Raw genomic sequence first — 25186 nt, 5'->3', positions numbered from 1 at the left:
TGCCGCTTCGGCGCTGCGCCACCCGGGACCAAGAACCAGGACATCGAATGTGGCATCGTTACCACAGTGACCTGGACCATATTTCCGACCCATAGGACTGTCAAGAGTTGTTTGCCGTCGTGTTACCAGCCTGCAACGGCTCCGCTCCCGGGATCAGGGATCAGGGATCAGATGGTGACGGAACCGGCCTGTGTGGATGCCGCGCGAGCGACGGGCACGGATGGCTCACGCGGCGTCGCCGTGGAGCTGCGGATGACAATGGACGGCTCGATGTACCGGACGGTCGCCTCGCCGGACTCGGAACCGGCGATCCGGTCCACGACCAACTGCGCACACGTCCGCCCGAGTTCGTCGGTGTGCTGGTCGACGGTGGTGATCCCGGGCGACACCATCGACATCCACGGGAGGTCGTCGAAGGCCACCAGCGACAGATCTTCCGGCACCCGCAGCCCGCGCAGCCGCAGCGCCTGGAACGCGCCCTCCGCCAGCAGGTTGTTCGCGGCGAACAGGGCGGTGACGTCGGGACGCCGGTCCAGCAGGGCGTCGACGGCCTCGCGTGCCGCGTCGGGCTGGAACCTCGTCGGCACCACGAGGGCAGGATCCATCGGGATGCCCGCGGCGCGCAGCGCTGCGCGGTATCCGGCGAGGCGACCGGCGCCGGAGGTCCAGTCCGTTTCGTCGATGAGCAGCGCGATGGTCCGGTGACCGAGGTCGACCAGGTGACTCGTGATCTCCTGCGCCCCCTGGACGTTGTCGACCAGCACGGCATCCGAGCTCAGTCCGTCCACCAGACGGTCGGCCTGGACCACCGGAACACCGTCGCTCATCAGCATCCGCACCGCGCGGTCGGAGACCGGCGTGACGATCGCCGCCGACACCCGGACCGCCAGGAACGTCCGGGCCCCCTCGACCTCGGCGTCGGCCTCGCCGTCGTTGTTGACCACGATCACGTGGTAGCCCGCCGAGCGCAGTCGCTCCTCGATCCCGGCCGCCAGGTTGGCGTAGAACGGGTTACGGATGTCGGAGATCAGCACGCCCACCGCGCGGCTGGTGCGGCTGCGCAACGACCGGGCGATGCTGTCGGGGACGTAGCGGATCTCCTCGGCGGCCGCGAGCACCCGGGCACGCACCTCCGCAGACACGTAACCGTTGCCGCTGAGGGCCCGTGACGCGGTGGAGGGCGAGATGCCGGCGGCGCGGGCCAGGTCCTGGATCGTGGGGCGGCGCCGGAGCGAGGCGCGAGTTTCCGCGCGCCCCTCGCCGCCACCCTCACGTTTCCCCACCATAAGACTGGAGTCTATGCGGGAACACCAGCCCGTGCAGTCTACGGTAGGCCGCCCACGCGGCCGCGATCGCCGCCCACGTCGCCTCGACGACGGGGCCACGCTCGAGATCCATCTGATCGGCGTAGTACAGCGCCGGCACGCCCAACGTCGGCGCGGCCGCGGCATACGCGACGAGGTCCTCCTGGCCAGGCAGGCACCAGCCGTCGGTGTCCACCGGCATCTCCGGACAGGCCGCCTGTACCACCCGCCCCCGGTAGGTCATCTGCTCCACCACAGCGGAGCCGTTTACCCCGGGCGGTGGTGTCCGCCCCTCCGGGTGGTCGAGGTGCAGTACGTCGTTGAGCCGGATCATGTCCGTCACGTCGAGAAACCCGGGATCGGGTGTGTGCGTGACGATCAGGGAGTCCGGCTTCACCCGCTTCGCAGCCCGGTAGGCGACCGCCAGCAACTCGTGCAACAGGTCGAAACCCCACGAGGGGCCGGCGTGACGAAGCGCCGTGCCGGACGGCGTACGGCCCGTGAAGTCGATTTTGAGTCCGTCCGCGTTGAGCCCGTCCGGGCCCAGCATGTGGGCCACGGCGTCCTCGATGACCGACCGGCCCAGCGGGCTCTCGGGATCGATCGCGACGGGCCTGCCGTCGGGATCGCGGACGCACGCCTCGTCGGGCGCGCCCTCCGGATCCCACGCCTTCCACCAGAGCAGCACCCGCTGCCCCTCGGCGTGGCGGGCCGCGATGAACCCCGCTAGATCCGGCCACTTTCCGGTGTCGGGCCGGCAGCTGGCGTACTCCGCCTGCCACTTGTCGTCCACGACGACCGTGCCCGGTACGACGCCGTTGGCCGCCAGCGTCGTGAGGAGTTCGTCGTACAGCGCCTGCCGGGACAGGTCGGGCGCGGAGGAATCGCCGTCGGTCGCCAGTGCACACTGTGCCCCCCAACCGCAGAAGATCGGTTGGCGCCAGTGGTCGGCGAGTGACCGTGTGGTGGCCGGCGGGGTCAGGCCGCGCGCGACCAGCTCGTCCCGGTAGCGACCCAACCCTTCGTACGGATCGCGGGCGCCGAACAGCAGCAGCACGGTCGGCGTGGTGAAGGCGCCCTCGACCAGGGTGTGTCCCTGGTATTCACAGCGCAGGCTGAACCCGCCCGGCGTGGGGTCGTATCCGAACTCCACGAAGGGACGCCGTTCGGTCGCCAGCCCGACCATCAGCCACGGCCCGGCCGGCAGCTGTCGATCGTCGTCCGCGGGCTGGCGCGACAATCCGAAGCAGGTCGGCGCGGGGGTGAACAACCAACGGCCCACCCCGGGTTCGCCGCCCTCACCATTGACGCTGATCACCGCTGGTTCGACCGCCGGTCGGGCGATCCGCCACGGATGGTCGGGGTTCGGCGAGAAGACCGTCCGGTGCCCCGCGCCGCTGGGCAGCATGCCCTGCGGCAGGCGTGCCCCGCCGAGCAGGTGCACGGTCGTGACGCGGCCGTGGCCGCGGACGGTCGCGCGGAAGGTGATCGCACCCGGGCGGAACTCCGTCACCTGGGTACGACCGGACCAGCGCGAACTGGTGCAGGCGACGGTGACCCGGACGACGCCGTCGTGGAACTCGTGCTCGATCCGCTCCACCTGCACCGTCTCATCGGGTCCGTCGAGCGCGTGCACGGAGGCGAGCAGTCGTAGCCGCCCCCACGAACCGCCGTCCGCTCCGGTCACGTCCGCCAGCAGCCGTCGCCGATCGATCCGGGCCGTGTACTGCGCCGTGCGGATCTCCAGGTGTCCGCTCGTCTCGTCGACCTCGATCTGGGGTGTCATCGCACGTCCACCAGCGCCTCGGCCTGCTGCCCGAAGTCGCGGCCGCCGGCGGTCAGGTTGGCCGCCACGCGCGCCCGCCGCTGCGGCACGCCGGGCGGGGGCAGCACGGTGAACCGCACGCACTCCTCGCCGAGCGCCTCGGCCTCGACCTGGCGGTGCCCGGGCGACACCTGCCACCCGTGCGGCGCCACCAGGTCGACCCGCAAGTCGCTGGGCCGCCGGAACGGATTGCGAACCTCCACCTCCAGTTGCAGTTTCTCACCGCCGGTCACGACCGAGCGGTACGGCAGGATCCGGGCGCCGAACCCCTCTGCACCGAAGTCCACCTCGTCCAGCGGCAGGAGCGCCCGGTGCAGGCGGGCCAGTTCCTCGCCCTTGGCGAGCAGCATGTCCAGGTAGGCGTCGTCGACCAGGCGGGGCTGCCAGTGACCGCTGATCATGAGATCGGGGGACAGCCGCCGGTACAGCAGCGCCGAGTCGATGAAGTCGTCGATGCGGAACCGGTTGCGGTACTGGAAGTTGGGCGTCTCCGTGCGCTGCCCGGTGACCGAGCCGCCGTCCTGCTGGTCCCCGGTGGCCACCACCCGGTTGCCGTCGGCCTCGAACGCAATGGCCACCGCGTACAGCGTGTGGCCCGGCAGCGGATACATGGTCAGCTCGTACTCGTGCCACCGCACGGGGAGGCCGGTGGGTATCACCCGATGCACGGGCAGCGGGTCGTACCACAGGCACGGCAAGTCGTACCGGAGCGGGTCGCGCAGGATCGGGGCAATCAGGTCCGCCGCCCAGATCTGGGTGCCCTCCACCTGGTGCAACAGGTCGAAACCGGCTACATGGTCGTCGTGGTAATGGGTGGGCAGGGCCACCTCGACGCGGTCGATTCCGTACTTGCCCTTCAGCGCGTCCAGGGACGCGAGCCATGGCCGGCGCGACGACCGGTCGCTGCCGGAGGGCAGGCCGGTGACCATGTCAAAGCCGTAGTCGATGAGCAGCGCCACGCCGGAGTCGGAAAGCAGAGCGTAGCTCGTCGCGAAGGACGTGCGGTTGCGCAGCAGGTGAGGGCTGATCTCCTCGTACGGTTGACGCAGCCAGGAGGTCAGGTCCCAGGGCAGATCGCGCCGGAAGTCCACGAGGGCCTGAAGGTGGTGCCTGGTCTCGGCGATCGCCGGTGCGGGCTCGGCGATGGGTCGACCGTGCGACGGCAGCACCAGGTCGGGCTCGCGGTCGGCGAGCAGGTCGAGCGACAGCACGGACGCGGCGGCGCCTTCCAGTCCGCTGTAACTCCACTGCAGCGCCGACACCGACCAGACCTTTCCGGGACCGTGCAGCAGGTCACCGGTGAACGCCATCCGCTTGCCGTCCAGCTCTGCGAGGTAGCTGATCGAGCCCAGGGTATGTCCCGGCGTAGGCAGTGCGGTGAGGGTGATCCCGCCGAACCGGGTGGTCCGGTATTCCGGCACGATGCCATGCACCGGTATGTCGTCCAGCAGTGAGAACCTGTCCTGCCGAAGGTCGTAGTTGTTGTCGAGTGTGCGCATCTGCCAGTGCGCGCTGACGTCGGCGAACAGGTCCTGCTCCGTCGACGGCACCCAGATGCGGATACCGGCGCTGGCGGCCCGCGCCAGGCCCTGCCCCTGGTCACGGTGGTGGTGGGTCATCAGCACATCCGTGATGCGCTCGACACCGTAGTCGGCCAAGTGGTCGAGGACCGTGCCGGACCCGAAGTCGATGGCGACGGCGTCCGTCCCGCTGATGAGGAGGTAGACATTGCAGGTGTCGTGGTGCAAGCGCACGCTGTCCGTGAGGCGCATGTGGCAACGATTCCACACGGGCGAACCTCTGGGAAGTACGCCGAGGTCCAAAGATCATTCGACCTAGCAGCCGGGTCGCGGGCCGACCAACCTGTGCAGGCGGGGCGATCCCGCCGATCCCGCTTCGGCCACGCGCACGTGTTTCTGCCCACCGCGCCGGGGACCGGCGCGCTGACCGCCGACAGCGAACCCAGGTCGGCGCCGTGGTGGACGACGTCGACCGCCGAGTCGCCGCGGAGAACCGAGCGGGCCAGGGCCGGGTTCGGCGGGTATGTCCGGGCGGTGTGACATCCATCGCCCGTCGGAAGGCCCGGGTGAGCCTGAGACGTTGTCCGGCACATGCGGGAGACGGATGTGGTGGTTATCGGGGCCGGACAGGCGGGGCTGTCCAGCGCGTACCACCTGCGCTCCTCCGGTCTTGACTTCGCCGTCCTGGACGGCAACCCGGCGCCCGGCGGGGCCTGGCAGCACCGGTGGCCGACGCTGCGCATGGCGACCGTGCACGGGATCTTCGACCTGCCTGGCATGCGCTTCACGCCTCCGCCGCCGGACGAACCAGCCGCCGACGCGGTGCCGGCCTATTTCGCCGCCTTTGAGCGGGAATTCGGCATCGACGTGCAGCGGCCCGTCGCCGTCACGGCCGTCCGGAACGCCCGCGACGGACGGCTCCTCGTCGAATCCGGCAGCAGCACCTGGACCGCCCGGGCACTGATCAACGCCACTGGCACGTGGACCAGTCCGTTCGTGCCGTACTACCCCGGTCAGGAAACGTTCCACGGGCGGCAGCTGCACACCGCCCACTACCGGGGGCCGGCGGAATTCGCAGGGAAGCGGGTGGTTGTCGTCGGGGGCGGAACGTCGGCCGTGCAGCTCCTGGTCGAGATCGCCGACGTCGCGGCGACGACGACCTGGGTCACCCGCCGGCCGCCGGTGTTCCGGGACGGGCCGTTCACGCCGGACTACGGACGCGAGGTGGTCGCCAAGGTGGAGGCACGGGTACGGGCTGGCCTGCCTCCGGGAAGCATCGCCAGCGCGACCGAGCTGTCGTGGACACCGCAGCTGCTCGAAGCCCGGGAACGCGGTCTCCTCCTACGCCGGCCGATGTTCGACCGGATCGTCCCCGATGGCGTGCGGTGGCGCGACGGCGCGGCAGAGGACGTGGACGTCATCCTCTGGTGCACCGGCTTCCGGCCGGCGCTCGACCACCTGGCCTCGCTGCGGCTGCGGGGGCCCCGCGGCGGCATCGTCGTGGACGGCACGCGGGTCGTCGCCGACCCCCGGATCCACCTGGTCGGCTACGGGCCGTCCGCGAGCACAGTCGGCGCGAACCGCGCTGGGCGGGCAGCGGTCCGCGAGCTGCGCGCGCTTCTCGCGGCGCCCGCCCCGGCCTGACCGCGGGCCTGCGGGCGGGCAGGAACTTCTTCGCTCCGACCGGCACGAGTTCGAGCAACAGGTGATGCAGCCGGCTGATTGCGCCGATCACCAGCGCCGTCTATCCCGCCAGTCCGGTCACCATCGGCCGGCCCGGTCGAAACCTCTAGCGGCGCGCGTCAGGCGGACCGGCATCGACTCTCGGCGCAGTTGGCACGTCGCGAGTCCGTGACGCGCCTTCGTCTTGGAAGGGGAGGGGACCTCATCGAAATGCAGTAGGCGTTCGCTGGCACGGTCTGCTCCGACCCGGACCGTGTTCAGGAAGAAAATCGGGCTGGCCTGACCGGCCGGACGCCGCCGGGCGGTCAGGCGCCGCGGGTCCCGGGCCGCCCGGCGGACCGGCGCGACAGCGAACTGGGCGCGTTGACGCCCGCCCCGTCGGTCACGCTGACGCCGAGCCGCTCGACCAGCTCACCACCGAGCCAGCCGGTGACGCCGGCCAGGATGATGCCCGCGAAGCTGCAGATCAAGGCGAGGGCGTTCGGGTCCCAGTTCTCCTCCGACCGCCGCAGCAGCCAGCTCACCGCGAACAGCAGCAGGACCACCACGTTGCCGAGCCCGTGCGCCGCTCCGACCCGCTTGGCCCGCGTACCGCGGGGGATGGCGCTCCAGTCGATCAGGCCGAACACCGCCGCGACCAGGCCACCGATGATCCCGGCGCCGATGGTGTACGCGGCGGAGATCTGGAAGCCGGTCCGGTCGGTGATCAGATACAGGATGTCGAAGATGACCGAGGTGGCCAGCAGGCCGAGCGGAAACACGATCAGGATGGGGTGGATCGCGTGCCCCATCGACTTGGCGCGACTTTCCATGGCAGTTCTCCCGTCTCCCCCCAGGCGGGGCCGCATCCCCACTCCGGCGGCCGCTACACCTTGCCGTCGGAGCGCCGGCCGAGTCAGTGCCGGCGCTTGGCCGCGAGCGCCTGCAGCCTCGGACGGCGGTCTCGGCCCTGGTGGCGTGGGTGACACGTCCGGCCCGGGTTGGTCGGGGTTGGGGAATTGTCGTAGGGGTGGTGTTGGCTTCGGTTCGTGCCTCGTCGTCGGGATCCCGCGGCCCCGCCGGTTGTGCATCGCACCGCGCGTGTCGCGTTGCGGGTGACGCCCGGGCAGCGGCGGCGGTGTTTCGGGCTGCTGCGCTCGGCCGGTGATGTGTGGGCGTGTGTGTTGGAGGTCAACGGGTGGCGGTGCCGGCGGCGGGACGCGCCGCTGTCCGGCTATCAGGAGTTGTGTCGGGAGCTGTCCGCGTCGGGGCCGGGCACGTTCGGGGAATTGGACTCGACGGGTGCGCGGTCGGTGTTGCGCCGGTTTTCGGATTCGTGGTTCGCGGCGGCGAAACGCCGCAGCGCCGGTGACGTGTCGGCGCGGTTCCCGCGTCGCAGGCGGGGGTTGGTGCCGGTGCGCTGGTATCACCGCACGTTCACGGTCGACGGGCAGCGGGTCCGGATCCCCACCGCCAGAGGCACTGCGCCGTTGTGGGTGCGCCTAGCCAGGGAGGTGCCGTATCCGGCCGAGCAGGTCCGCTCGGTCACCTTGCTGTGTGAGGGCGGCCGCCTGTTCCTCGACGTGACCGCCGAGGTGCCGGTGGCGGTCTACCCGCCGGGTGAGGGACCGGATCCGGCCCGGGTGGCCGGGGTGGATCTCGGGATCATCCACCCCTACGCCGTGGCCGGCCCGGACGGGGAGGGGTTGTTGGTGTCGGGGCGGGCGATCCGCGCCGAACATCGCATGCACCTGGCCGACACGAAAGCCCGCCGCCGTGCCGTGGCCCGTCGGGCCCCCAGGCCTGGTCAGAAGGGGTCGCGGCGGTGGCGGCAGTACCGGCGTCGGGCGCGGCTGGTGGAGGGCCGGCACCGGCGCCGGGTCCGTCAGGCCCAGCATGAAGCCGCCCGCAGCGTCGTCTCGTGGGCGGTGGAGCAGCGGGTGGGTGTGCTGCACGTCGGTGATCCCCGCGGGGTGCTCGACATCGACGCGGGGCGGCGGCACAACTTGCGGTTGCGGCAGTGGCAGATCGCCCGGCTCCTGCAGGTCCTCACCGACAAAGCTGTCCTGGCCGGGATCACCGTACGGCTGGTCGACGAACGGGGCACGTCGTCGACCTGCCCCGCCTGTCGAAGGCGGGTGCCGAAACCCCGCGGCCGGACCTTGTCCTGCCCGCACTGCCGCTTTTCCGGGCACCGCGACCTGGTCGCGGCCGCCAGCATCGCCACCCGTACTCCGGGCGGCGGACCACCGTGGCAGCCGTTGTGCTGCCGGAGGTGGTCACGCACCGTCGAGCCGGCCGGCACCTCCCTGGTGCCGGACGGTCCCGACGTGACCCCCGCCGCCCAGCATGGGCGGCGCGAGGATCAGTTGGCCCGCGGAGGCCCGCCCCACCACCCGGTGGGGAGTCGCTCGCCCCCACGGCGAGGATCCACAACACCCACCGCAAACCCGGTGAACGTTAGTGGACACCGCACTAGATGATCTTTGCCGCGCACATGGATCGGGGGTGGCGTCACGGGTTTCGGCGTGACGGTGAGGTCGGTCATTGAGGTGGTGCCGGCCAGGAGGGCCTCGGTCTCGAACGCGACGGCAGGCGGTTCTGGCTTCGCAGATGGAACCGCTCGTCTCGCTGGGGTTCGGGTTCGCGGACTTTGAATCTGACGTAGCGCCCGCGACGCTGGTGTTCGAACGGGCGTGGGACATCGAGCCGTTGTGGCACGGCGAGGGGTCAGAATTTCGAGTTCTGTCTCGAAGTCGCCGGCTACACCCAGTACTTCCGGCTGCTGCCGTAGCACCTTCGGACCGGACGTAGGGCAGTGGTTGTCGCTCGTCTAGTTGGGCGCTCCACGCTGCCGGCAATGGGTGGGGCCAGGGATGGTTGTGATTCGCGGCAGGCCGCCCTGCGGCACGCCCGACCTGCTCAGCCAAGCGGTCGAGACGGCCGGCGCGACCGGCGTGCGCGTCGAGGTGCCGGGGCTGGCCGACGTGGTGGCGCGCGGCGGCGCGAGCCGGCTGGTGACCGAGGCCCGCCGGCTCGCCACCGCGCTGACCGCTTGACCCGTTGGTCGGCGCGAAGCTCACGATATGGGCGCCCATGCTGAGCATGGGTGCCGCGGAGAATTGGACGTCTACGGGACCTGCCGCCATATCTGCGCACGGCACCGACCGCGCCGGCGATTGGGAAGCACAAGTACCCGCTTTCGGGCTTCGTTGACCTCGACTGCGTGTGCAACAATGTCCCCGATGGTTCAGTCGACTTCACTTCCGACGTACTTGGTTATCGCACTGAGGGAGCACTGATGGCGCGAGGAGTCGTGAAGTGGTTCAATGCAGATAAGGGATTCGGCTTCATCTCCCCCGAGGGCGGAGGGGCGGACGTCTTTGTTCATATTTCCGCGCTCAAGGGCCAAGGACTCGAAGCCCTCGAAGAGGGGCAGATTGTCGAGTTCGAGTTCTCCCAGGATTCTCGCGGCACCTTGGCGGCTGCAGCAGTGGCTGTGGTCGGGCGGGGATCGCAGGGACCTGGAACAGGCCAGCCGGGGATGCCTGGTTCCAATCCCACCGGGCACGTCCCCCCAGTTGGAGGCGTGGGTTCCGGGGCGACTGCCGATGATTCCACTCAGAGCAAGGCCGGCCACCCGGACGGGAAGCGGGCGCGTCAGTCCGCTGCACCATACGAAGTAAGTAGCTTCCATCCGAGCCCCAAAGGACTTGTCGTTCTGGTGGAACCGAGTGTCGACGCTGAACAGCCGCTCCTGGAGAAGGCCGCAGTTGAAGCTTCCATGGCGGTAGCGGCATGGCTGGACACATCCGACCCGGCGATAGCGCGCAAAGTCTTTGACGCGCTGGACGACCTTGTAGAAATACTCGGATACGATCGACCGGAAAATGAGACCGTTCGGCGAGGATCCTTCTGGCGACAGGCAAGCGCATGGATGAGAAAGGCGGTTGGATCCGATGAGGTCAAAGATCGCTTGATCAAAGTTGAGCGTGCGATCGAGTTGCAGCACCTTGATTCCAAGCAGGCTGACGTCGATAGCAAGATAGGTGAGACGGTTGGTCAGCTTATCGCCAGCCTCGACGAGATTCCGCAGGCATGCCTCCGGGCCGGGTCAATTTTGCTCATAAAGTATCAGGACGAGCGTGGGCCCGTCTTGTTGATGAGATCGCTGTCCCAACTGGAAATCCGCGCTCTCGAACGTTATCCCGAGATTCAAATGCGGCCTCGCGAGGCCCTGCAGGCTCTCAGTGCTGCAGTAACATCGCTTGAGCCTACGGCGGCAGAAAATTATCTGCAATGAACTTCGACTACATACAGACTTGGAGCTGGCGTGCCCTTCACATCGGCATGTGCGGACGTCTGAGCCTGCCGGGGCGAGTGCTACGACCTGCCTCGGAAGAAGGTCACCAGCTCGCGCGTCAGGTCGAGCGCGTCAACCTTCCATCCGGCGTTCAGCCATGCGTGTGCTTGATCGCGTGTCCGGTTGAAGGTATTGCCCACCAGGTCCGGTCGGACCGTGCGCTTGCCGGCAAGCGCGCACCGAGAACTTCCTCAAGCCGCTGGAATGACATCCGGATCTCGGCTCGTTCGTGCCGCTTGAGGAAGGCGGTCAGAGGGTCGTACTTCGCCATGACGAAGCTCTCCCGGCTCGTCGACGTGGTTCGCGCTTGCTGCTTAAGGGGGTCACGACGGCGTCGGCTGACTGTAGCCGCCAGCAGCCGAAAGCCCGCGCCCACATCGGCTACTTATTCCCATTAAAGCGGTGTCAGTGAACGAGTTCCGGCACCGGATGGGCCCCGGTTTACAGCCCGAGGCCCATCCAGTCCAGGTAGGCGGCTATCAGTCGAGCGGGATGGCGCCGAAAATGCGTAGCCCGCGTTGGGAATCGATCCGTATCGGTCCTCGGACACAAAGACGCCGCCCACCCGTCGGGTCCGAGCAGCGCCGCTAGCGCGCGGGCTGACCTGCGCTGCCAGCGTCGGGTCGGTCAGATGCCGGGCACGCCGGCCAGTGCGGCTGCCAGCCCGAGCGTTCCAGGGTGCGGGCCGGGCCGTTCATGGCATCGCACCCCCTCGTGAAACCGCGGTCAGAATGTGGCGATCGGGTTGACCGGGCTGCCGGACGTACCGGCGAAGCGGACCGGCGCGACCGCGAGGTGGAAGTCCCACTGGCCGAGCTCGGCAGCCGTTGTCGCGCACACCTCAAGGTCGCAGTTGTCGAGCAGCCACAGACCCATCGCGACAAGGCTCACGGCGTGAACCGGCATCAACACGTCTTCGTACCCCGACGGCTGAACGTCCTGGGGGGTGTCAGCGCCGATGAGCGCGACGTCGCGTTCATGTAGCCACGGCAGGCAGGACGCGTGCCAGCCGGCCCGCGTGAAACCGCTGGCCTCACCGGCCTCGTGCCGGACGCGGCCATAGCCGGTCCGCAGGAGTACCGCATCGCCGGATCGCACCCGTACACCCTGGCGACGCTCGGCCGCCTCGAGATCGTCGGGAAACACACCCTGCCCCGGTTCCAACCACGGCACATCGCGGGCACTCGCAATGTCCAGCAGGACACCACGCGTGATGATCCCGTTCGCCGCCGCCGTGACGGCCGCCCACGCCGATCCCGTTGCGGCGTCGACCAACGAGTGCGACCGCCCGTTGTACATCGTGCCGTCCCAGAAGATGTGGCACGGCGAGTCGACGTGGGTGAGGGTGTTGCCGTGGAACGTGATGCCGAGCCGCTCAGACGAAAAGCCCCAGCGCCGGTCGGCGTGGAAGCCGGGCACCGGCATGTTCTCGGCACCCGGCATGTCGGCGGCGCACGGGCACGTCGTCGTCGACCGCTCCATGTCTTCCGGTACGGCAACCTCCCATGCGCAGGACACGCTCCTGCCGTGGCGCACGGCCCGCGCCGCCGCCAGCCGGACGTCGTCGGTGATGTGGTTCAGAGTTCCGAGCTCGTCTTCGTCGCCCCACCGTCCCCAGTTCGACAGCGTGTTGAAGTACCCGAGCACGTCGTCCTGTGTGGGCATCGGTCGCCCTGCCGTCATCCCAGCATCGACTCCTCCCGTCACGGGGTTCGAGGCACAGCAGGCAGCGTATCCCGCCGCTGGATGAAGACCGCAATGACTGGTCGATCAGGCGACTCGTCCGCACCGCCGGCCGCTACCGGGTCATCAAAAATTCAGGCCGGCAACCACACCATCACCACCACCGACCTACTACCCGACGACCTTCGCACCGCCGGCGCCGCGATCACCCAAGGTGCGCACCAATTTGTGCCAAGTCGGGTGACACCCCCGGCGGCTGGGGCGCGCAGCTCCACAGGTGACCCGAGGGCTTGACAGGCAGAGAGGGGCCCGGCAGCTGAAGCTGCCGGGCCCCTGCGTGTTTCGTGCCTGCCGAGGTCAGCCCACCGTGATGAAGGTGACGTTGGTGGCGCCGGCGTAGGAGATCACACCGAAGTACCGCTTGGCCGGCTCGAGACCCGTCCAGGTCGCGGTCAGCGTCACCGGTACGCCGGCGGTAACCGGGCTGTCACTGACATTCAGGTTGCCCGCGGCGCTGTTCGGCGCCACCCAGTTGCTGAGGGCGTATGAGGTCGTGCCGCCGGGCGTTGTGAACCCGTTGACGTAGACGTCGTACGTGCCCGGAGCCGGTGCCGTCAGTGTCACCCGCTCGTCCGACGAGCCGGAGGCCGACAGGACCACGAGCGTGCCCGCCTTGTAGACGAACAGGTCGAGGTCGGCCGTCTTGTCGTTGGAGACAAGGTCGAACCGGGCCCGCCTTGGTGTCGTTCGGAACCGTCACGTGGTAGACCTTCGTACCGGCACCCACAACCGGGTTGTTGGTGTCGAACGGTCCGGTCGTGACACTGTCGGCGCGGCAGGGACGTCTTCCAATCCTCCGCCCCGTGTGGTGTGCTCCTGACAACGCCATCCGTACCACATTTGTGGAGGAAGACTTTGCGTCCAGCATTATTGGCATCTCTCACCGCCACGGCCGCAGTCACGATGCTCAGCGTCGCCGCTCCGGCCTCGGCGATCAACTCGTACAACGAGCAGCCGGCGCCCGAGCGCACCGAGGTCGGCGCGCTCGTGGTGCAGTCTGATCGCGACAATGACCCCGCTACCCCCGACACCGTCCGGTGGAGCTGTTCGGGCACGATGATCGCTCCGGACGTGTTCCTCACCGCGGCGCACTGCATCGACAACCGGCCCGCTGGCACCAAGTTCTACGTTTCGCTCGCGCAGAACGTCCAGGCCGACATCGACGCCTCGGCCGCCCAGGGCGGCGCGCCGGAGGAGGTCGCGCTGCGGGTCGGCGTCCCGGGCACGGCCTACTTCGACCCGACCTACCCCGGCAACCAGGCGGACGCCCACGACATCGCGGTCGTCAAGTTCAGCTCGGCGCAGGCCGCCGACCTCGCCAGCCGCTGGGCGTTCGTCCCGGCGACCCTGCCCACCGCCGGTCAGCTCTCCGCGCTCGGCGCGCGCGCGCTCGACGCCGCGACGTGGCAGGTCATGGGGTACGGCACCCAGGAAGCGGTGAACGGCCCCGGCGGCCAGACCCACCCCGGCGGCGGCGTGCGCATGAAGGCGACGGTCGACTTCGAGGCCATCAACCCGACCTGGGTTCGCCTCGGCATGAACGAGAGCCGGGACCTCGGAGGCGCCTGCTACGGCGACTCGGGTGGGCCGAACTTCGTCACCCTCGACAACAAGCTCATCCTCGCCGGCACGACCATCACCGGAGACACGCCCTGCTACGCCACCAACGTGGCGTACCGGATGGACACCGCGAGCGCTCGCAGCTTCCTCGCGCCGTTCGTCACCCTGCCGTAACAACGACGTCGACGGCCGGTCGGGTTTCCCGCCGGCTGCCGGCGTTGATCCGCCCATACCGGGCTGCAAGCCGCCGCCATTTCGGGGCTCAAAAGCTTGCCCATGTACCTCCGCGAACAGATCTTGCGCCAGGGTCAGCTCAGGTCACGGAACCGCTGAATGATGATGATGACGAACGCGACGAGCAGCGGCGCGGCGACCATGTCGAGGATCCGCAGGGCCTGCCGTCGCGCCGGCCGCCCGGTGAGCTGCACCACGATCCCGGCGATGAGCGCCAGCATCAGCAGGGTGAGCACGGCCGCCTGGGCGGGTCCGGAGCGGGCCACGTTGAGAGCAATGGCAGTCATTCGGCGCCCACCTCTCGCCACGGATGTTGGCCCAGCCGGTTCCGGACCAGCTCGGTCAGGGAGGCGAGCGACGCGACCGCCGTGAGGGTGGAGAGCCCGAGCAGCGGTGACCATCGGTGCAGATGGATCATTCCCTGTGCGACCAGGACGCCGAGGGCGAGGCTGAGCGCGACGCCGATGACGAACCGGCTGAGGCCGTCCGGTATCCGGATCAGACGCGCGCAGGCCAGTCCCGGCGCCACGGCGATGTAGGCGGGGACACTGACGGCACGCAGGATGCTCGGCCCGTCCGAGACGACGAGGGCGAGGACGCCGCCGCCGGCGAGGAGCGTCACCAGCGCGGGCCACGGCGTGCGCGATGGGGAATCTGCCGGTGAGGAAGAGGCTCGTGGATCGGCATCGACCGCGGACTCGACGATCTCCGTCACCGGTCGCCCCTTTCGCTGTTGCCGAGGACGTAGATCCTCGCCTCGGGATTGGTGTAGACGAGTCGGAACTGTCCTGAGTCGACGACTTCGCGTTCCAGGTCCGGGCCCCACCCCTGCGGCTTGCCGAGGAACGACTCCGCGAAGACGTACTGCCCCTTCGTCATGATCAGGTAGGCGCCCTTCGGGTTGCGCCGCATCTCCTCGTCGATCGCGGTGACCGTCGTCGGCCCGAGGTCCTCGCCGATGGGTCGGTACCGGTACCGTTCGATGCCCTGCGCCCGCCAGGGGACGTTGGAGGTCACCGAGACGAACGAGACGCCCGCCGGGGCGTGCGCGTAGAGCCACTCCACGGCCCGGTGGTCGGCCGGCCGGACCTGCTCGAAGGCCTCGTTCCCGTACCGGGCGACGAAGAACGCGCCGATGAGGACGATGCTCAGCACGCCCGCCGTCAGGGCCGCGAGGGCGTGACGCCGCGCCGGCCACACGGGGACCAGCAGCGCGGCCAGGAGGATCGCCATGAACGGCAGGGCGAAGGCGTAGACCCGAAGGAAGATCTCGCCGCCGTAGCTCTGCATCGCCAGGAGGAGGAACGGCGCCCCGGCGAGCATCAGGAGCCCCAGGTCGCCCTGTCCCCGGCGCATCCGCCGCCACGCGCCGACGGCCGCCAGCACCCAGACCACCACGGTGAGGACGAGTCGGAGCAGCACCACCATCTGGTGCCCCTCGTCGCCCCGCACCCGTTGGACCGCCCCGTGGTTGATGGTGCCGCCGACGTTTCCGACGGAGCCGAACATGTCGTCCAGGTGCCCCGCCCAGTACGTGACGGCGCCGTAGCTGATGTAGGCCATCAGCATGACGGCGAGCAGGACCGGCAGCGTACGGAGCGTGCAGCGGCGGACCAGCACCAACGCGCCGACACAGACCACGATCGCCATCGGGGTGAGCTGGTGGCTCACGGTGCTGGCCGCGAAGAGGGCGAGGACCACCGCGACCAGACCGACCAGCGAGGCCGAACTGGCCCGTTGCGCCACCGGTTCGAGCAGCAGTGGCCTCGGCGGGAGTCGGAGCAGGCGCAGCAGCAGACCGACCGGGCTCCTCGGGGGCCGCGCGCGGTGCCGGCCGCCGTACCAGATCGGGCGGAACCAGCGGAGCAGCACCATCACCAGGATCAGGTAGAACAGGTAGTTCATCGCCTGGGGGCCGAGGTAGTCCTGCCCCACCCAGTTGGCCGGGAAGAACAGCCAGAGGGCGAGCCACGCCGTCCGCGCGTCGGCCGACGTCAGCCGGGCCAGCCGGAACACCACGGCGCCGTAGAGCAGGTTGAACCCCACGGGCGCCCAGGCGAGCAGCGGCATGGCGTCCGGTATTCCGGCCGCCCGCGTCGCCATGGCCGTCAGCGCGAAGAACCCGGGCCAGCTGAATCGGGCGTCCAGCTGCGGCAACGTCTCCCCGGTACGGGCGATGTAGTCGGCGAAGCCGACGTGCAGCCAACCCGAGATGACGCGCGGTAGCGGCTCGATGATCGGCGCGGCGCCGAAGAGCAGGACGACGAGCACCACCACGTGCGCGGCGAGCAGGGTGTCGGCAGCCGGTCGGGTGCGGAAGACGCCGCGGAGGAAGCTCGCGGTCAGCAGGGTGAGAGCCACGTACAGCTCGGGCCGGAGCGCGGTGACCAGCCCGAGCGACCCGATGTCGGCGACGTCCCCCCGCCGCAGGGCCCAGACCCCGAGGGCGAGCGCCGTCGCGGGCGCGGCCCACTGGGCGACGGCGGGCAGGCCGTCCCGTACCCGCTGGCGGGCTGCGGCCGGGGCGGCCAGCAGGGCCGCGTCGCCACTCATGACGAGCCCCGCAGCAGCCGCACCATCGACGGCAGGACGGCGCCCGCCACCACGACCTGTCCGGCGAGGTACGCGACGCCGACCCCGGCGACCCCGATCTCGGCCATCGCGACCAGCGCCAGCGACACGACCAGGGTGCTGGTGGACGCGTGTACGGCGATGATGCGTCCCACCCGGCGTTGCACCCGGCACACCGCGACGAAGACGGTCAGCACCAGCTTGGGCAGCACCGCGACGGCGAAGAGCCGCAGGGTGTCCGAGCCGGTCGAGGCGTAGTCGCTGCCGAAGAGGGTCAGCAGCAGCGGCGCGGACACGCAGAGCAGGACCACCGCTGGTACGAAGAGGAGCAGGCCCCGCCGCAGCATCTGCCGTGCGTACGCCGCGAGCCGCGACTCGTCCGCGGCGGCCTCCACGGTGAGCGAGGTGCCGAAGTGGTAGGCCACCAGCTCCAGGGAGCCGCCGAGCAGCCAGGCCACGTAGAAGATCCCGTTGGCCTCCGCGCCCAGCCGGGCGGTCACGATCAACGGCAGGGCGTTCGTGCCGGCCTGCATGAACAGGTATCCGACGTAGTCCAGCGCCACGAACCGGGCGAGCACCCGACGGTGGGGCAGCGTCGCTTCGGTGCGGCGCGCCCGCAGCCGGGGCAGCAGCCGGCGGAAGACCAGCACGTTGACGGGGATGAGAGTCGCGACGACCGCCAGGTTCCACGAGACGAAGATGCCCAGGCCCGGTACGGCGCCGGCAAACAGCACCAGCAACGCGATCTTGATGGTCCCGAAGGCGGTGTTCTCGACCGGCACCCACACCACCCCGCGCAGGGCGGTGAGCACGCTGTCCTGCAGGGTGAAGACGGACCAGCCGGCGACGCAGAGGGCGAACGTCACCGCGAGCAGGGGAGTGCGGTGCAGGAATTCGAGCCGGTCGGCGACCAGGGGTGCGAGCAGCAGGAACGCACCGCTCAGGACGAGCGCCGCCAGGCAGCTGACCCCGTATGCGTACCCGACCAGCCGGCTGCCCTGCCCGGCGGCGGCCGGCAGGAAACGGGCGAGCGCCCCGTTCAGGTTGAGCTGGGAGAGGTTGCTCAGGAACGACATCGTCGACACCATCGCCGCGCCGATGCCCAACTCGGCCGGTGAGTAGAGGCGGGCGGCGAGAGCCCAGTACGCGATGCCGAGCAGCGAGCTCACCGCCGTGTTGAGCATCAGCGCGTAGACGTTGCCGTTCAGCGGATCGCGCAGGTGCTGGCGCAGCCGTACGCCGATCGGCTCGGCGACGGTGCCGACGCCGGGAGCCGCGCGACCGACCGACGCGTCGGCGGTCCCGGCCCGTTGGGCGCTCACGAGGTCACCCCTCCTCCCCGTCCCTGGTGCGCTCTCCCTGCCGTCACGAGGTCGGCTGGCTCAGCCGCGGACGCGCGCTGTGCACCAGGTGGCGGGCCCGTCGGTACGCGCGCCAACCCCGGGTGCGCAACCGCTCGCCCCGCCAGGCCAGCGGCCAGCCGGTGCCGTCGAGCAGGGCCGCGATCCCGGCGACGCCGGTGTCCCGCTCGATCAGCACCCGGGCGATGGCGAGGACGTCATCGTCCGGATGGCTGAGCGCGTTCTTGACCGCGCAGGCGGAGGAGTAGCCCGCGGCGTGCACCGCGGTCCGCACGGCGGTGCTGTGGTAGCCGTACGGATAGGCAAACGATCGGACCGCCGTCCCCGTTCCGTCCTGAAGCACCTGTCGGCTCCCCGCGATCTCCTGGTGCAATTCGGTCGGGCGGAGACAGTCGAGCGCGCGGTGGCTCCCACTGTGCGACCCGATCTCCACCCCGTACGAGCGCAGCTCCCGGAGCTGGTCCCAGTCCAGCGACGGATCGGCGTCCGGTGGCGGCGCCACACCGACGCGAGTGGCGATGACGTACGCGGTCGCCGCGAGCCCGTGCCGGCGCAGCATCGGCAGCGCGGTCTCGGCGAGGTCGGGGAAGCCGTCGTCGAAGGTGATCAGCACCGGTCGCGGCGGCAGCGGGGCCAGCCCACGCAGCGCGGCCGCGTAGCCGCTCACCGTCATCGGCGTGCGCCCGCGCTCCCGGATCAGCGCCATCTGCTCGTCGAAGTCGCCCGGCGACACCGACCAGCGCAGCGTGCCGTCGCGGCGTACGTCGCCGACGCTGTGGTAGCAGAGGACGGGAATGACAGTCTTCGGTGCACGGGTCACGTGCGGCTCCGTCCGGATCGGGCTGCGGCGGCGGCGTAGTAGGCCGGTCCCAGCGCCAGCCCGCAGAGTTCGAGGGCGGTCAGCGAGGCCGGGTAGCCCTCCTGCTTGCGGCCGTTCTTCTCCGAGCCGGGCCGCAGGGCATAGGCGACGCCGCGGGGCAGCCGCCCCAGCAGCTCACGTCGGGCGGTGGGGTCGGTCGCCAGGCACTTCGTCAGTACGGCGCCGAGGCCGACCCCGTACCGGTACATGGTTCGTCGCAGTGCCCGTAGCTCGCGTCGGTGCGTGTGCCAGACGAGGGCCCCCGGTTCGTAGGTCAGCGCGTGGCCGGCCAGCACCGTACGCAGCAGCACGTCGATGTCCTCCCCGCTGCGCAGCCGCGGATCGAAGCCGCCCAGCTGGCGCAGCGCGTCGGTGCGGAACGCCATGTTGGCGCCGGAGCCGTACGATCCGGGCAGGTACGGGTAGAGCGTCGGCGCTGGCAGGTCGACGCGACGCGCGCCGCCCTCGTAGAGCGTGGCGAACCCGGCCCGTTCGAACCGCCGCCGCTGGCAGCCCTTGCCGTAGCCGCCGTACTGCTCCAGCCAGATCTGCGACGGCGTGTCGAGTTCCCGGGCGAGGACCTGACCGGTCACTCCGGCCACGTCGTCGTCGGTGAAACCGTTGACGAGGCTGCGCAACCAACCCCGGTCGACGATGACGTCGTCGTCGGCGAAGGCCACGATCTCGCCCCGCGCCTCGGTCAGCCCCCGGTTGCGGGCGTGCGCGACGCCGGGCCGCGGCTCGCTGGTGCGGCGGAGCCGGGGATTGCCGGTGGCGCGCTCGGCGACGATCCGCGCGGTGTCGGCGACCTGGGGCGCGTTGTCGACGACGACGATCTCGTAGCGGGGGTAGTCGAGCGCGGCGAGCGAGTCGAGGGTGGCCGCGAAGCGCGGCGTGCGGCCGCAGGTCGGCACGACCACGCTGACGAACGGGGCGGGCCCCACCGCCGATCGGCCGGAAGGACACGACCCGGCGCCGACGGGTGCGGCCGCTCCGGCGAGGCTGACCTCCCCAGCACTGTCGGTCGCGCCGACCGGGCCGGGGCCGAGCCGGTCGAGCGGGGGGAGGCCGTCGTGTCGCAGGTGCTCGTCGATCGCCGCGGAGAGGCGCGCCCGGATCGCGGCGGCGAGCGCCGGCGCGGTCAGTCCGCCGGCCGGCAGCGCGACGTCGACCAGCCCGAGCGGCTGCCCGTGCAGCCGGACCAGGACCTGCGCCCCGCCGTACCGGGTGCCGTCCGGGCCACCCGAGTCCGGCACGTCGGGCATCCCCTCGGCGAGCTCGACGGTGAGCACCCGCGCCGGCACCGGATTCGCCGTGCGCCGGGGGGCGGGCCCGCCGACCGCCTGGGAGGCGCGCAGGGCCTGGGCCGAGACGTAGCCCGCGGCGGTCACGAGCAGCCCGGCGACGATCGCCCCGGACCGCAGCAGCCCGGCGCGGTCGCCGCCGCGGACCTGGCGCAGTCCACGCCGCACCCCTGCCGGGAGGGTGCGGCGGGTGTACGTGCGCTCCGTGGCGAGCCCGGCGTCGCTGCCCACCAGCCGGGCGACGACCGCCTTGGACCGCCCCTCAGAGAAGCAGCGCTGCCGGAAATAACGCCAGGTCGCCCGGTCCACGGTGACCCGGTGCCGGACCCGGGCCGCCGGTTCGTACAGCACCACGCCGTCCGGTTCGAGCTGTCGGATGCGGATGCAGAGCTCCGTCTCCTCGCAGCCGACCGGCGTCCGGCCGACCCGACCGAGCGCCGGGTCGAAGCCGGCGGTGCGGTCCAGGACCGACCGGCGGAAGGACATGTTGCACCCGATCACGTTGCGGACGGGGGCGACCTCCGTGGGCTGCCCGGTGAAGCTGCACCCGACGACCCAGTCGAACTCGGCAGGCAGCCAGCGCGGCCGCTCCTCCTCCCAGGCCGGTACGGCGTGGCCGCCGACCGCCAGCACCCGTTCGTCCCGATAGTGCGGCAGCAGCCGGGCCAGCCAGTCGGGCTCGGCCTCGGCGTCGTCGTCGAGGAAGGCGACGATCTCGCCGCTCGCCTGGGCCAGCCCGGTGTTGCGGGCAGCCGAGAGGCCGCGCGGACCGGTGCTCGGCACGATGGTCAGCTCGGGGAACGTGGCGCGCACCCGCTCCAGCAGCGCCGGGTTATGGTCGACGACCACGACGACCTGTGCCGCCGGTACGTCCTGCGCCAGCACGGAGCGGACCGCCCGGACGATCTGCGGCCACCGCCGTTCGGTGTAGACGCAGATGACGACGGTGACGGTCAGCGCTACCTCGTGCCCGGCCGGCGCCTCGGGATCGAGGACGGAGACCAGCTCAGACGTTGACGAGGACGCGTTCGACGTTGCCGCGGATCCAGCGTGGATCGTCATGGTCACCTTCCGAGTCGATGAAGAGCAGGATGTGGCGCAGCCAGTAGAGGAGCAGGGCCGGTCGTGGCGGGATGCCGTCCAGCCAGGCGGCGGCCTCGCCGGCGGGGACGTCGAGCGTCCGGTCGATGCCGTGCCGCAGCGCGTGCACGACGATCTCGCCGAGTTCCTCGCCGCGGGCCAGCCGGCGGGCGAGGACGTGCAGGTGCAGCAGGTCGTGCAGGGGGAGTTGACGGGCCGCGGCCCGGTCCCAGTCGACGATCCCGGTCACCTGCCCGTCGGGCGAGGTGGCCAGCAGGTTGCCGGGCCAGAAGTCGCCGTGGATCCAGCAGGTGTGCACGGTGCGGCCGACGAGGGCGGCGACCAGCTCCTCCCGCAGCCGCCAGACCGCGTCGAGAAGCCGGTCGCGTTGCGGGTGGGTGCCGGCGAACCCCTCCAGCCGTCGGAGCGGGGCGTCCACCCACTGCACCACCGCGGCCCGGTCGAGCAGGGTCCGCTCCCGGGTGCGCAGGTGGAGGTCGCGGATGACCCGGCTGGCGGAGGCGAGCAGGGCGGTTCGCCGGGTACGCCGCAGCATCATCCCGCTCGCCGGAGCGCCCCGCAGCGCCCCCTCCACGCAGTAGTAACGCCCCTCGGCCGTTCCCTGAGCCGCGCAGTACGGCAGGACCCCACGCAGGCCGGGCAGGCGTGGGTTCGTCCACAGCAGGTCGAGCACCTCGGCCTGGCGCCGCAGCCCCTCGGCGGCCCGGTCGGTCCAGGGCACCTTGACCATGTAGCGGTCGCCGGCTCCGCTACCCCGCACCGTGGCCACGGCGACGGACGTGCTGGTGAAGGCGACGGTCTCGGTGCGCCACCGCGTGTCGTCGGTGCCGGTCGCCCGGGCGACCAGGCGAGGGGCGACGGCGGCGGTCCAGCTCCGTTGCGGCCGGTGCAGCCAGCAGGTGAGCCGATCCCGCAGGACCGGCTGCGCCCACTGCACGGCGCCCCTCACCGGGCCGTCCGCTCGACGTAGTGCCGCCAGATCCGGCCGAGCGCGTCCCCGAGCACCAGTTCCGGAGCCCGGTCGGCGTCCACGCGCTCCAGGTGTGGGATTCGCCGGCGCAGGCGCCGGTACTGCTCGCGTTCCGCCTCGAGGTGCTCGGGGTCGTACTCCCCGGAGCGGCGGTGCATGACCGAGCCCGGGACGTCCAGCAGCAGCACCACGTCCGGTGCCGGGCAGAGCCGGCTCAGCAGCTGGAAGTACGGCCGCTTGAGCCAGACCAGCGGCCCGCGCGGCGGTAGCAGGGCGTCGTAGACGTAGCGGTCGAATACCACCATCCGGCCCAGCGCCCGGTGGCGCAGCGCCGTCAGGTAGCGGCGCCACACGGTGAACGGGCGCAGCAGGATGCGTACCCCCTGCTCGGCGGTGCTGCGCGGTGCCTCGTTCGACGGCCAGAGCCCCATGTAGACGCGGCGTACCGGGAAGTAGAACCTCGACTCGAGACCCTGGGCCAGCGTGGACTTGCCCGAGCCGTCGGGGCCGATCAGGGCGACGCCGACACCCCGTCGGCTCCACGCCTGCAGCGGCCGTTCGATCGAGCGCAGGGCGGCCGAGCCGACGAGACGGCGGGCCGCGCTCGCCGGACGGGCCCGCCACCAGGCGGCGAGCAGTTGCCGACGTACGGCCGGCAGCGCCGCCGGGCGATCGGCCCGCCAGTACGCCAGAAGCATCCGGCCCGCCCGCTCCGGCAACGCCCGGGCGAGTGGACCGTCGAGCGTGGCGTGGCCCTCCAGTTGTCGCAGCCGACGAAGGTGGTGGTCGGCGATGCTGCGCTTGTCGAGCACGCAGTGCAGCAGCAGCGCCCAGAACTCGTCCCCGGGCGCGAGCACCCACACGCCGTCCTGGCGTTCGCGGCGGCCCAGGCACTCGTCGGCCGCCAGGGTGCGCACCTCGAAGTGGCGGCCGTAGGCGAGCTCGGTCACCAGGTCGAGTTCGAGCCACGAGCTGGTGGCCGGGTCGAGGCCGAGGAAAAACCGGTGGGTGCCCCGGCCGTGACTGGTCAGGCGGATCAGGCCGTGGGCCTCGACGACGGCCACGGCCCGTGTGAGATCGGCCGGCGCGACCAGGACGTCCAGGTCTCCGGGGGCGATGAGTGTCGCCGGACCGCCGCGCAGCAGGCACCAGCGCACGTCGGCCCCGTCGAGGCCGGCCAGCACCGCCCGGGCGAGTCCGCGCGCGGCCGTCGCCGGCTCCGCCGGCCCTGGCGGTTCCGGATGGCCCGCCACCATCGTCGTCGCCGGGACGGTCGTCTCGTCGCCTCTCATCGCGTCTCCGAAAGCTGCGCGGTTGCCTCGGTCAGGCGGAGGCACTGGGCCGTCGGTACGGCGGGCGTCGACGGCCCCGGGTCGACGGGGAACGTGAACTCCACGGGTGTGTCGGTCCGCAGGGGGACGTATCGCACCTCGTACGGCCCGAGGCGGAGCGGCCGTCCCTGCATCTCCAGGTCGATCGGCGCGTCCTCGGTGTGCACCAGGAGGACGCCCTGCCGGCCCCGGATCAGGCCGAGCTCCGGCACCGGCCAGGAGACGGGGTCGGGCCCGGCGCGGTCCGCGAGCACCTGCTGCAGCCGGGCGACCGCCTCCGCGTACGGGAGGGGGCGGCCCTCGTCGTGGCGGTTCGTCGAGCTCCACAGCGCCGGCCCGTACTCCTTGCCGGTGTCGCCCTGGGGTTCCCAGATCAACGCCGTCGTGGCCCCCTGGTCGGCCATGTGCAGCAGGGCGGCGACGGCCCGGGCGGTCAGTTTCCGTTGGCCGGCGGCGTCGGCCCGGCCCACGTGGAATTCGCTCCACCAGATCGGCAGGGACGTCCGCTGGCGCAGCCATCGGGTGAGTGCGCCGAAGAGCGCGCTGCTGGTGGTGGTCGCCGTGATCCTGCCCTGGTCGCGGGTCGACAGCCCGGCGTCGACGGCGACGAAGTCCGCGCCGTGCTTGTGCCGGAGCCAGTAGTCCAGCGCGTCGAGACCACGCTGGTCGGCCACGCCGCATGCTCCGGCGAGCTCCGACGGGTGACTGGCGGTCTTCCGGCTCGCCCAGATGTCGATGACGACGTACGGACCGCCGACGGCGATGGCGGGGTCCACCGCCTTGAGTGCGTCGTACACCACGTTGTAGAGGTTGGTGTAGGACTCGTGGTCCCAGCGGTTCCGGGCTTTGTCCCAGAAGCCCTTCATCTCGTTCCAGACCTGGTAGTGCCGTACGTCGGGGTAGCGCCGGGCGACCGCCGCGGCCAGCGCGGCGAAGTCGGCGTAGTGCTGTGGGCGGGGCGCGGCGTGCAGTCGGTTCCAGTCGGTCTGCCCGGGGCGTCCACCCTTCATCCAGTCCGGCGCGCAGCAGAGGGTGATGACCGGGGTGCCCCCGGTCGACCTGATCAGCTCCATCCGCCGGTCCAGCGAGGACCAGTCGAACCTCCCTGGGCTCGGCTCCGGGTTCTCCGTCCCCCAGCCGAAGATGTGCTGGTTCTGGTAGCTGGCCGTCGTGGTCAGAATGGCCTTGGCGGAGGCGATGGCGGGCGGGCTGCCCCAGTGGTCGATCGAGTACCGGGTGTGGGTGACGCCGATGGAGAGCGTGCCCGGGTCGGGGCGGTGGCCCTGTGGCGCGGACCAGTCGTATCCGGCCGCGTCGGAGCCGATCGGGGAGGGTTCGGCGCCGTGGGGAGCATCCGGGGCGGGGCGGCTGAAGATCCCGAGCAGCGTGATCGCGGTCAGGGCCGCGGCGAGGACCAGCCAGCGGGGGACGGCTGGCAGGGGCAGGCCCGACCAGCGAGGCGGTGTAGGGCTCATGTA

General features: G+C 70.9%; 19 protein-coding genes and 2 pseudogenes. 5 read left to right on the top strand and 16 right to left on the bottom strand.

The annotated features are described in order from the left end of the window. Window positions 1–167: 167 nt before the first annotated feature. The 3 genes from I8N68_RS17035 to I8N68_RS17025 are packed head-to-tail and all read right to left on the bottom strand — an operon-like array spanning window position 168 to window position 4901. Window positions 168–1286 carry a LacI family DNA-binding transcriptional regulator gene (locus I8N68_RS17035; RefSeq protein ID WP_200210982.1) on the bottom strand — a complete coding sequence of 373 codons (1119 nt, stop codon included), beginning with the start codon at window positions 1284–1286 and terminating at the stop codon, window positions 168–170. After that, on the bottom strand, window positions 1270–3090 hold the full coding sequence (locus tag I8N68_RS17030; protein ID WP_200210981.1) for an alpha-amylase family protein: 1821 nt from the start codon (window positions 3088–3090) through the stop codon (window positions 1270–1272). The genes I8N68_RS17035 and I8N68_RS17030 overlap by 17 nt, the downstream gene beginning before the upstream one ends. Next, entirely contained in the window at window positions 3087–4901 is a 1815-nt protein-coding gene (locus tag I8N68_RS17025) for an MBL fold metallo-hydrolase (RefSeq protein WP_200210980.1), read from the bottom strand. The genes I8N68_RS17030 and I8N68_RS17025 overlap by 4 nt, the downstream gene beginning before the upstream one ends. A gap of 339 nt (window positions 4902–5240) precedes the next feature. On the opposite strand from I8N68_RS17025, the gene I8N68_RS17020 reads away from it, so the two are divergent. Then, window positions 5241–6293 (top strand): FAD-dependent oxidoreductase, encoded by a 1053-nt coding sequence (locus I8N68_RS17020; protein ID WP_200210979.1) that lies wholly within the window; start codon window positions 5241–5243, stop codon window positions 6291–6293. Between the two features lie 344 nt (window positions 6294–6637). On the opposite strand, the gene I8N68_RS17015 is transcribed toward I8N68_RS17020, so the two are convergent. Then, window positions 6638–7144, bottom strand: coding sequence for a DUF2231 domain-containing protein (locus tag I8N68_RS17015; protein WP_200210978.1), 507 nt, complete (start codon window positions 7142–7144; stop codon window positions 6638–6640). Window positions 7145–7360: 216 nt separating this feature from the next. Between I8N68_RS17015 and I8N68_RS17010 the strand changes: the two genes are divergently transcribed. The 3 genes and pseudogenes from I8N68_RS17010 to I8N68_RS32870 all read left to right on the top strand — a co-directional run. After that, window positions 7361–8794 carry an RNA-guided endonuclease InsQ/TnpB family protein gene (locus tag I8N68_RS17010; protein ID WP_307812851.1) on the top strand — a complete coding sequence of 478 codons (1434 nt, stop codon included), beginning with the start codon at window positions 7361–7363 and terminating at the stop codon, window positions 8792–8794. Window positions 8795–9187: 393 nt separating this feature from the next. After that, the gene (locus I8N68_RS17005) at window positions 9188–9370 is read left to right on the top strand and encodes a hypothetical protein (RefSeq protein ID WP_200211131.1); all 183 of its coding nucleotides are present in this window, start codon (window positions 9188–9190) and stop codon (window positions 9368–9370) included. A 242-nt stretch (window positions 9371–9612) separates the two neighbouring features. Then, window positions 9613–9795: pseudogene (locus tag I8N68_RS32870) on the top strand (cold-shock protein); the annotation flags it as partial. A gap of 970 nt (window positions 9796–10765) precedes the next feature. Here I8N68_RS32870 and I8N68_RS34490 read toward each other — a convergent pair. From I8N68_RS34490 to I8N68_RS16990, 3 genes and pseudogenes are all read right to left on the bottom strand, one after another. After that, the gene (locus tag I8N68_RS34490) at window positions 10766–10945 is read right to left on the bottom strand and encodes a DUF7662 domain-containing protein (protein WP_443673260.1); all 180 of its coding nucleotides are present in this window, start codon (window positions 10943–10945) and stop codon (window positions 10766–10768) included. Window positions 10946–11400: 455 nt separating this feature from the next. Continuing rightward, window positions 11401–12339 carry a cyclase family protein gene (locus I8N68_RS16995; protein ID WP_200210975.1) on the bottom strand — a complete coding sequence of 313 codons (939 nt, stop codon included), beginning with the start codon at window positions 12337–12339 and terminating at the stop codon, window positions 11401–11403. Window positions 12340–12714: 375 nt separating this feature from the next. Then, window positions 12715–13077 (bottom strand): annotated as a pseudogene (locus tag I8N68_RS16990) (pre-peptidase C-terminal domain-containing protein); the annotation flags it as partial. A gap of 243 nt (window positions 13078–13320) precedes the next feature. Between I8N68_RS16990 and I8N68_RS16985 the strand changes: the two are divergent. Then, window positions 13321–14151 (top strand): trypsin-like serine protease, encoded by an 831-nt coding sequence (locus I8N68_RS16985; protein ID WP_200210974.1) that lies wholly within the window; start codon window positions 13321–13323, stop codon window positions 14149–14151. Between the two features lie 134 nt (window positions 14152–14285). Here I8N68_RS16985 and I8N68_RS16980 read toward each other — a convergent pair whose 3' ends face one another. From I8N68_RS16980 to I8N68_RS16940, 9 genes are read right to left on the bottom strand one after another with little or no spacing between them, the layout of a single operon-like run. Next, on the bottom strand, window positions 14286–14498 hold the full coding sequence (locus tag I8N68_RS16980) for a hypothetical protein (RefSeq protein ID WP_200210973.1): 213 nt from the start codon (window positions 14496–14498) through the stop codon (window positions 14286–14288). After that, window positions 14495–14926, bottom strand: coding sequence for a hypothetical protein (locus I8N68_RS16975; RefSeq protein ID WP_200210972.1), 432 nt, complete (start codon window positions 14924–14926; stop codon window positions 14495–14497). Before I8N68_RS16975 ends, I8N68_RS16980 begins: the two co-directional genes overlap by 4 nt. Continuing rightward, window positions 14923–16764 carry a hypothetical protein gene (locus I8N68_RS16970; RefSeq protein ID WP_200210971.1) on the bottom strand — a complete coding sequence of 614 codons (1842 nt, stop codon included), beginning with the start codon at window positions 16762–16764 and terminating at the stop codon, window positions 14923–14925. Before I8N68_RS16970 ends, I8N68_RS16975 begins: the two co-directional genes overlap by 4 nt. Next, the gene (locus I8N68_RS16965) at window positions 16761–18104 is read right to left on the bottom strand and encodes a lipopolysaccharide biosynthesis protein (RefSeq protein ID WP_200210970.1); all 1344 of its coding nucleotides are present in this window, start codon (window positions 18102–18104) and stop codon (window positions 16761–16763) included. Before I8N68_RS16965 ends, I8N68_RS16970 begins: the two co-directional genes overlap by 4 nt. 43 nt (window positions 18105–18147) lie before the next feature. Next, window positions 18148–18963 carry a polysaccharide deacetylase family protein gene (locus I8N68_RS16960; protein WP_200210969.1) on the bottom strand — a complete coding sequence of 272 codons (816 nt, stop codon included), beginning with the start codon at window positions 18961–18963 and terminating at the stop codon, window positions 18148–18150. After that, complete coding sequence (locus I8N68_RS16955; RefSeq protein ID WP_200210968.1) at window positions 18960–21368, bottom strand: glycosyltransferase; 2409 nt, start codon at window positions 21366–21368, stop codon at window positions 18960–18962. Before I8N68_RS16955 ends, I8N68_RS16960 begins: the two co-directional genes overlap by 4 nt. Further along, the gene (locus I8N68_RS16950) at window positions 21313–22356 is read right to left on the bottom strand and encodes a phosphotransferase family protein (protein WP_200210967.1); all 1044 of its coding nucleotides are present in this window, start codon (window positions 22354–22356) and stop codon (window positions 21313–21315) included. Before I8N68_RS16950 ends, I8N68_RS16955 begins: the two co-directional genes overlap by 56 nt. Then, entirely contained in the window at window positions 22353–23669 is a 1317-nt protein-coding gene (locus I8N68_RS16945) for a hypothetical protein (RefSeq protein WP_200210966.1), read from the bottom strand. The genes I8N68_RS16950 and I8N68_RS16945 overlap by 4 nt, the downstream gene beginning before the upstream one ends. Continuing rightward, window positions 23666–25183, bottom strand: coding sequence for a GH39 family glycosyl hydrolase (locus I8N68_RS16940; protein ID WP_200210965.1), 1518 nt, complete (start codon window positions 25181–25183; stop codon window positions 23666–23668). Before I8N68_RS16940 ends, I8N68_RS16945 begins: the two co-directional genes overlap by 4 nt. Window positions 25184–25186: the final 3 nt, after the last annotated feature.

It is taken from the genome of Micromonospora coerulea, assembly GCF_016598485.1.
GTDB lineage: Bacteria > Actinomycetota > Actinomycetes > Mycobacteriales > Micromonosporaceae > Micromonospora > Micromonospora coerulea.
The sequence above is the reverse complement of the archived record's forward strand: the minus strand, read 5'-3'. Positions and strand labels throughout refer to the sequence as shown.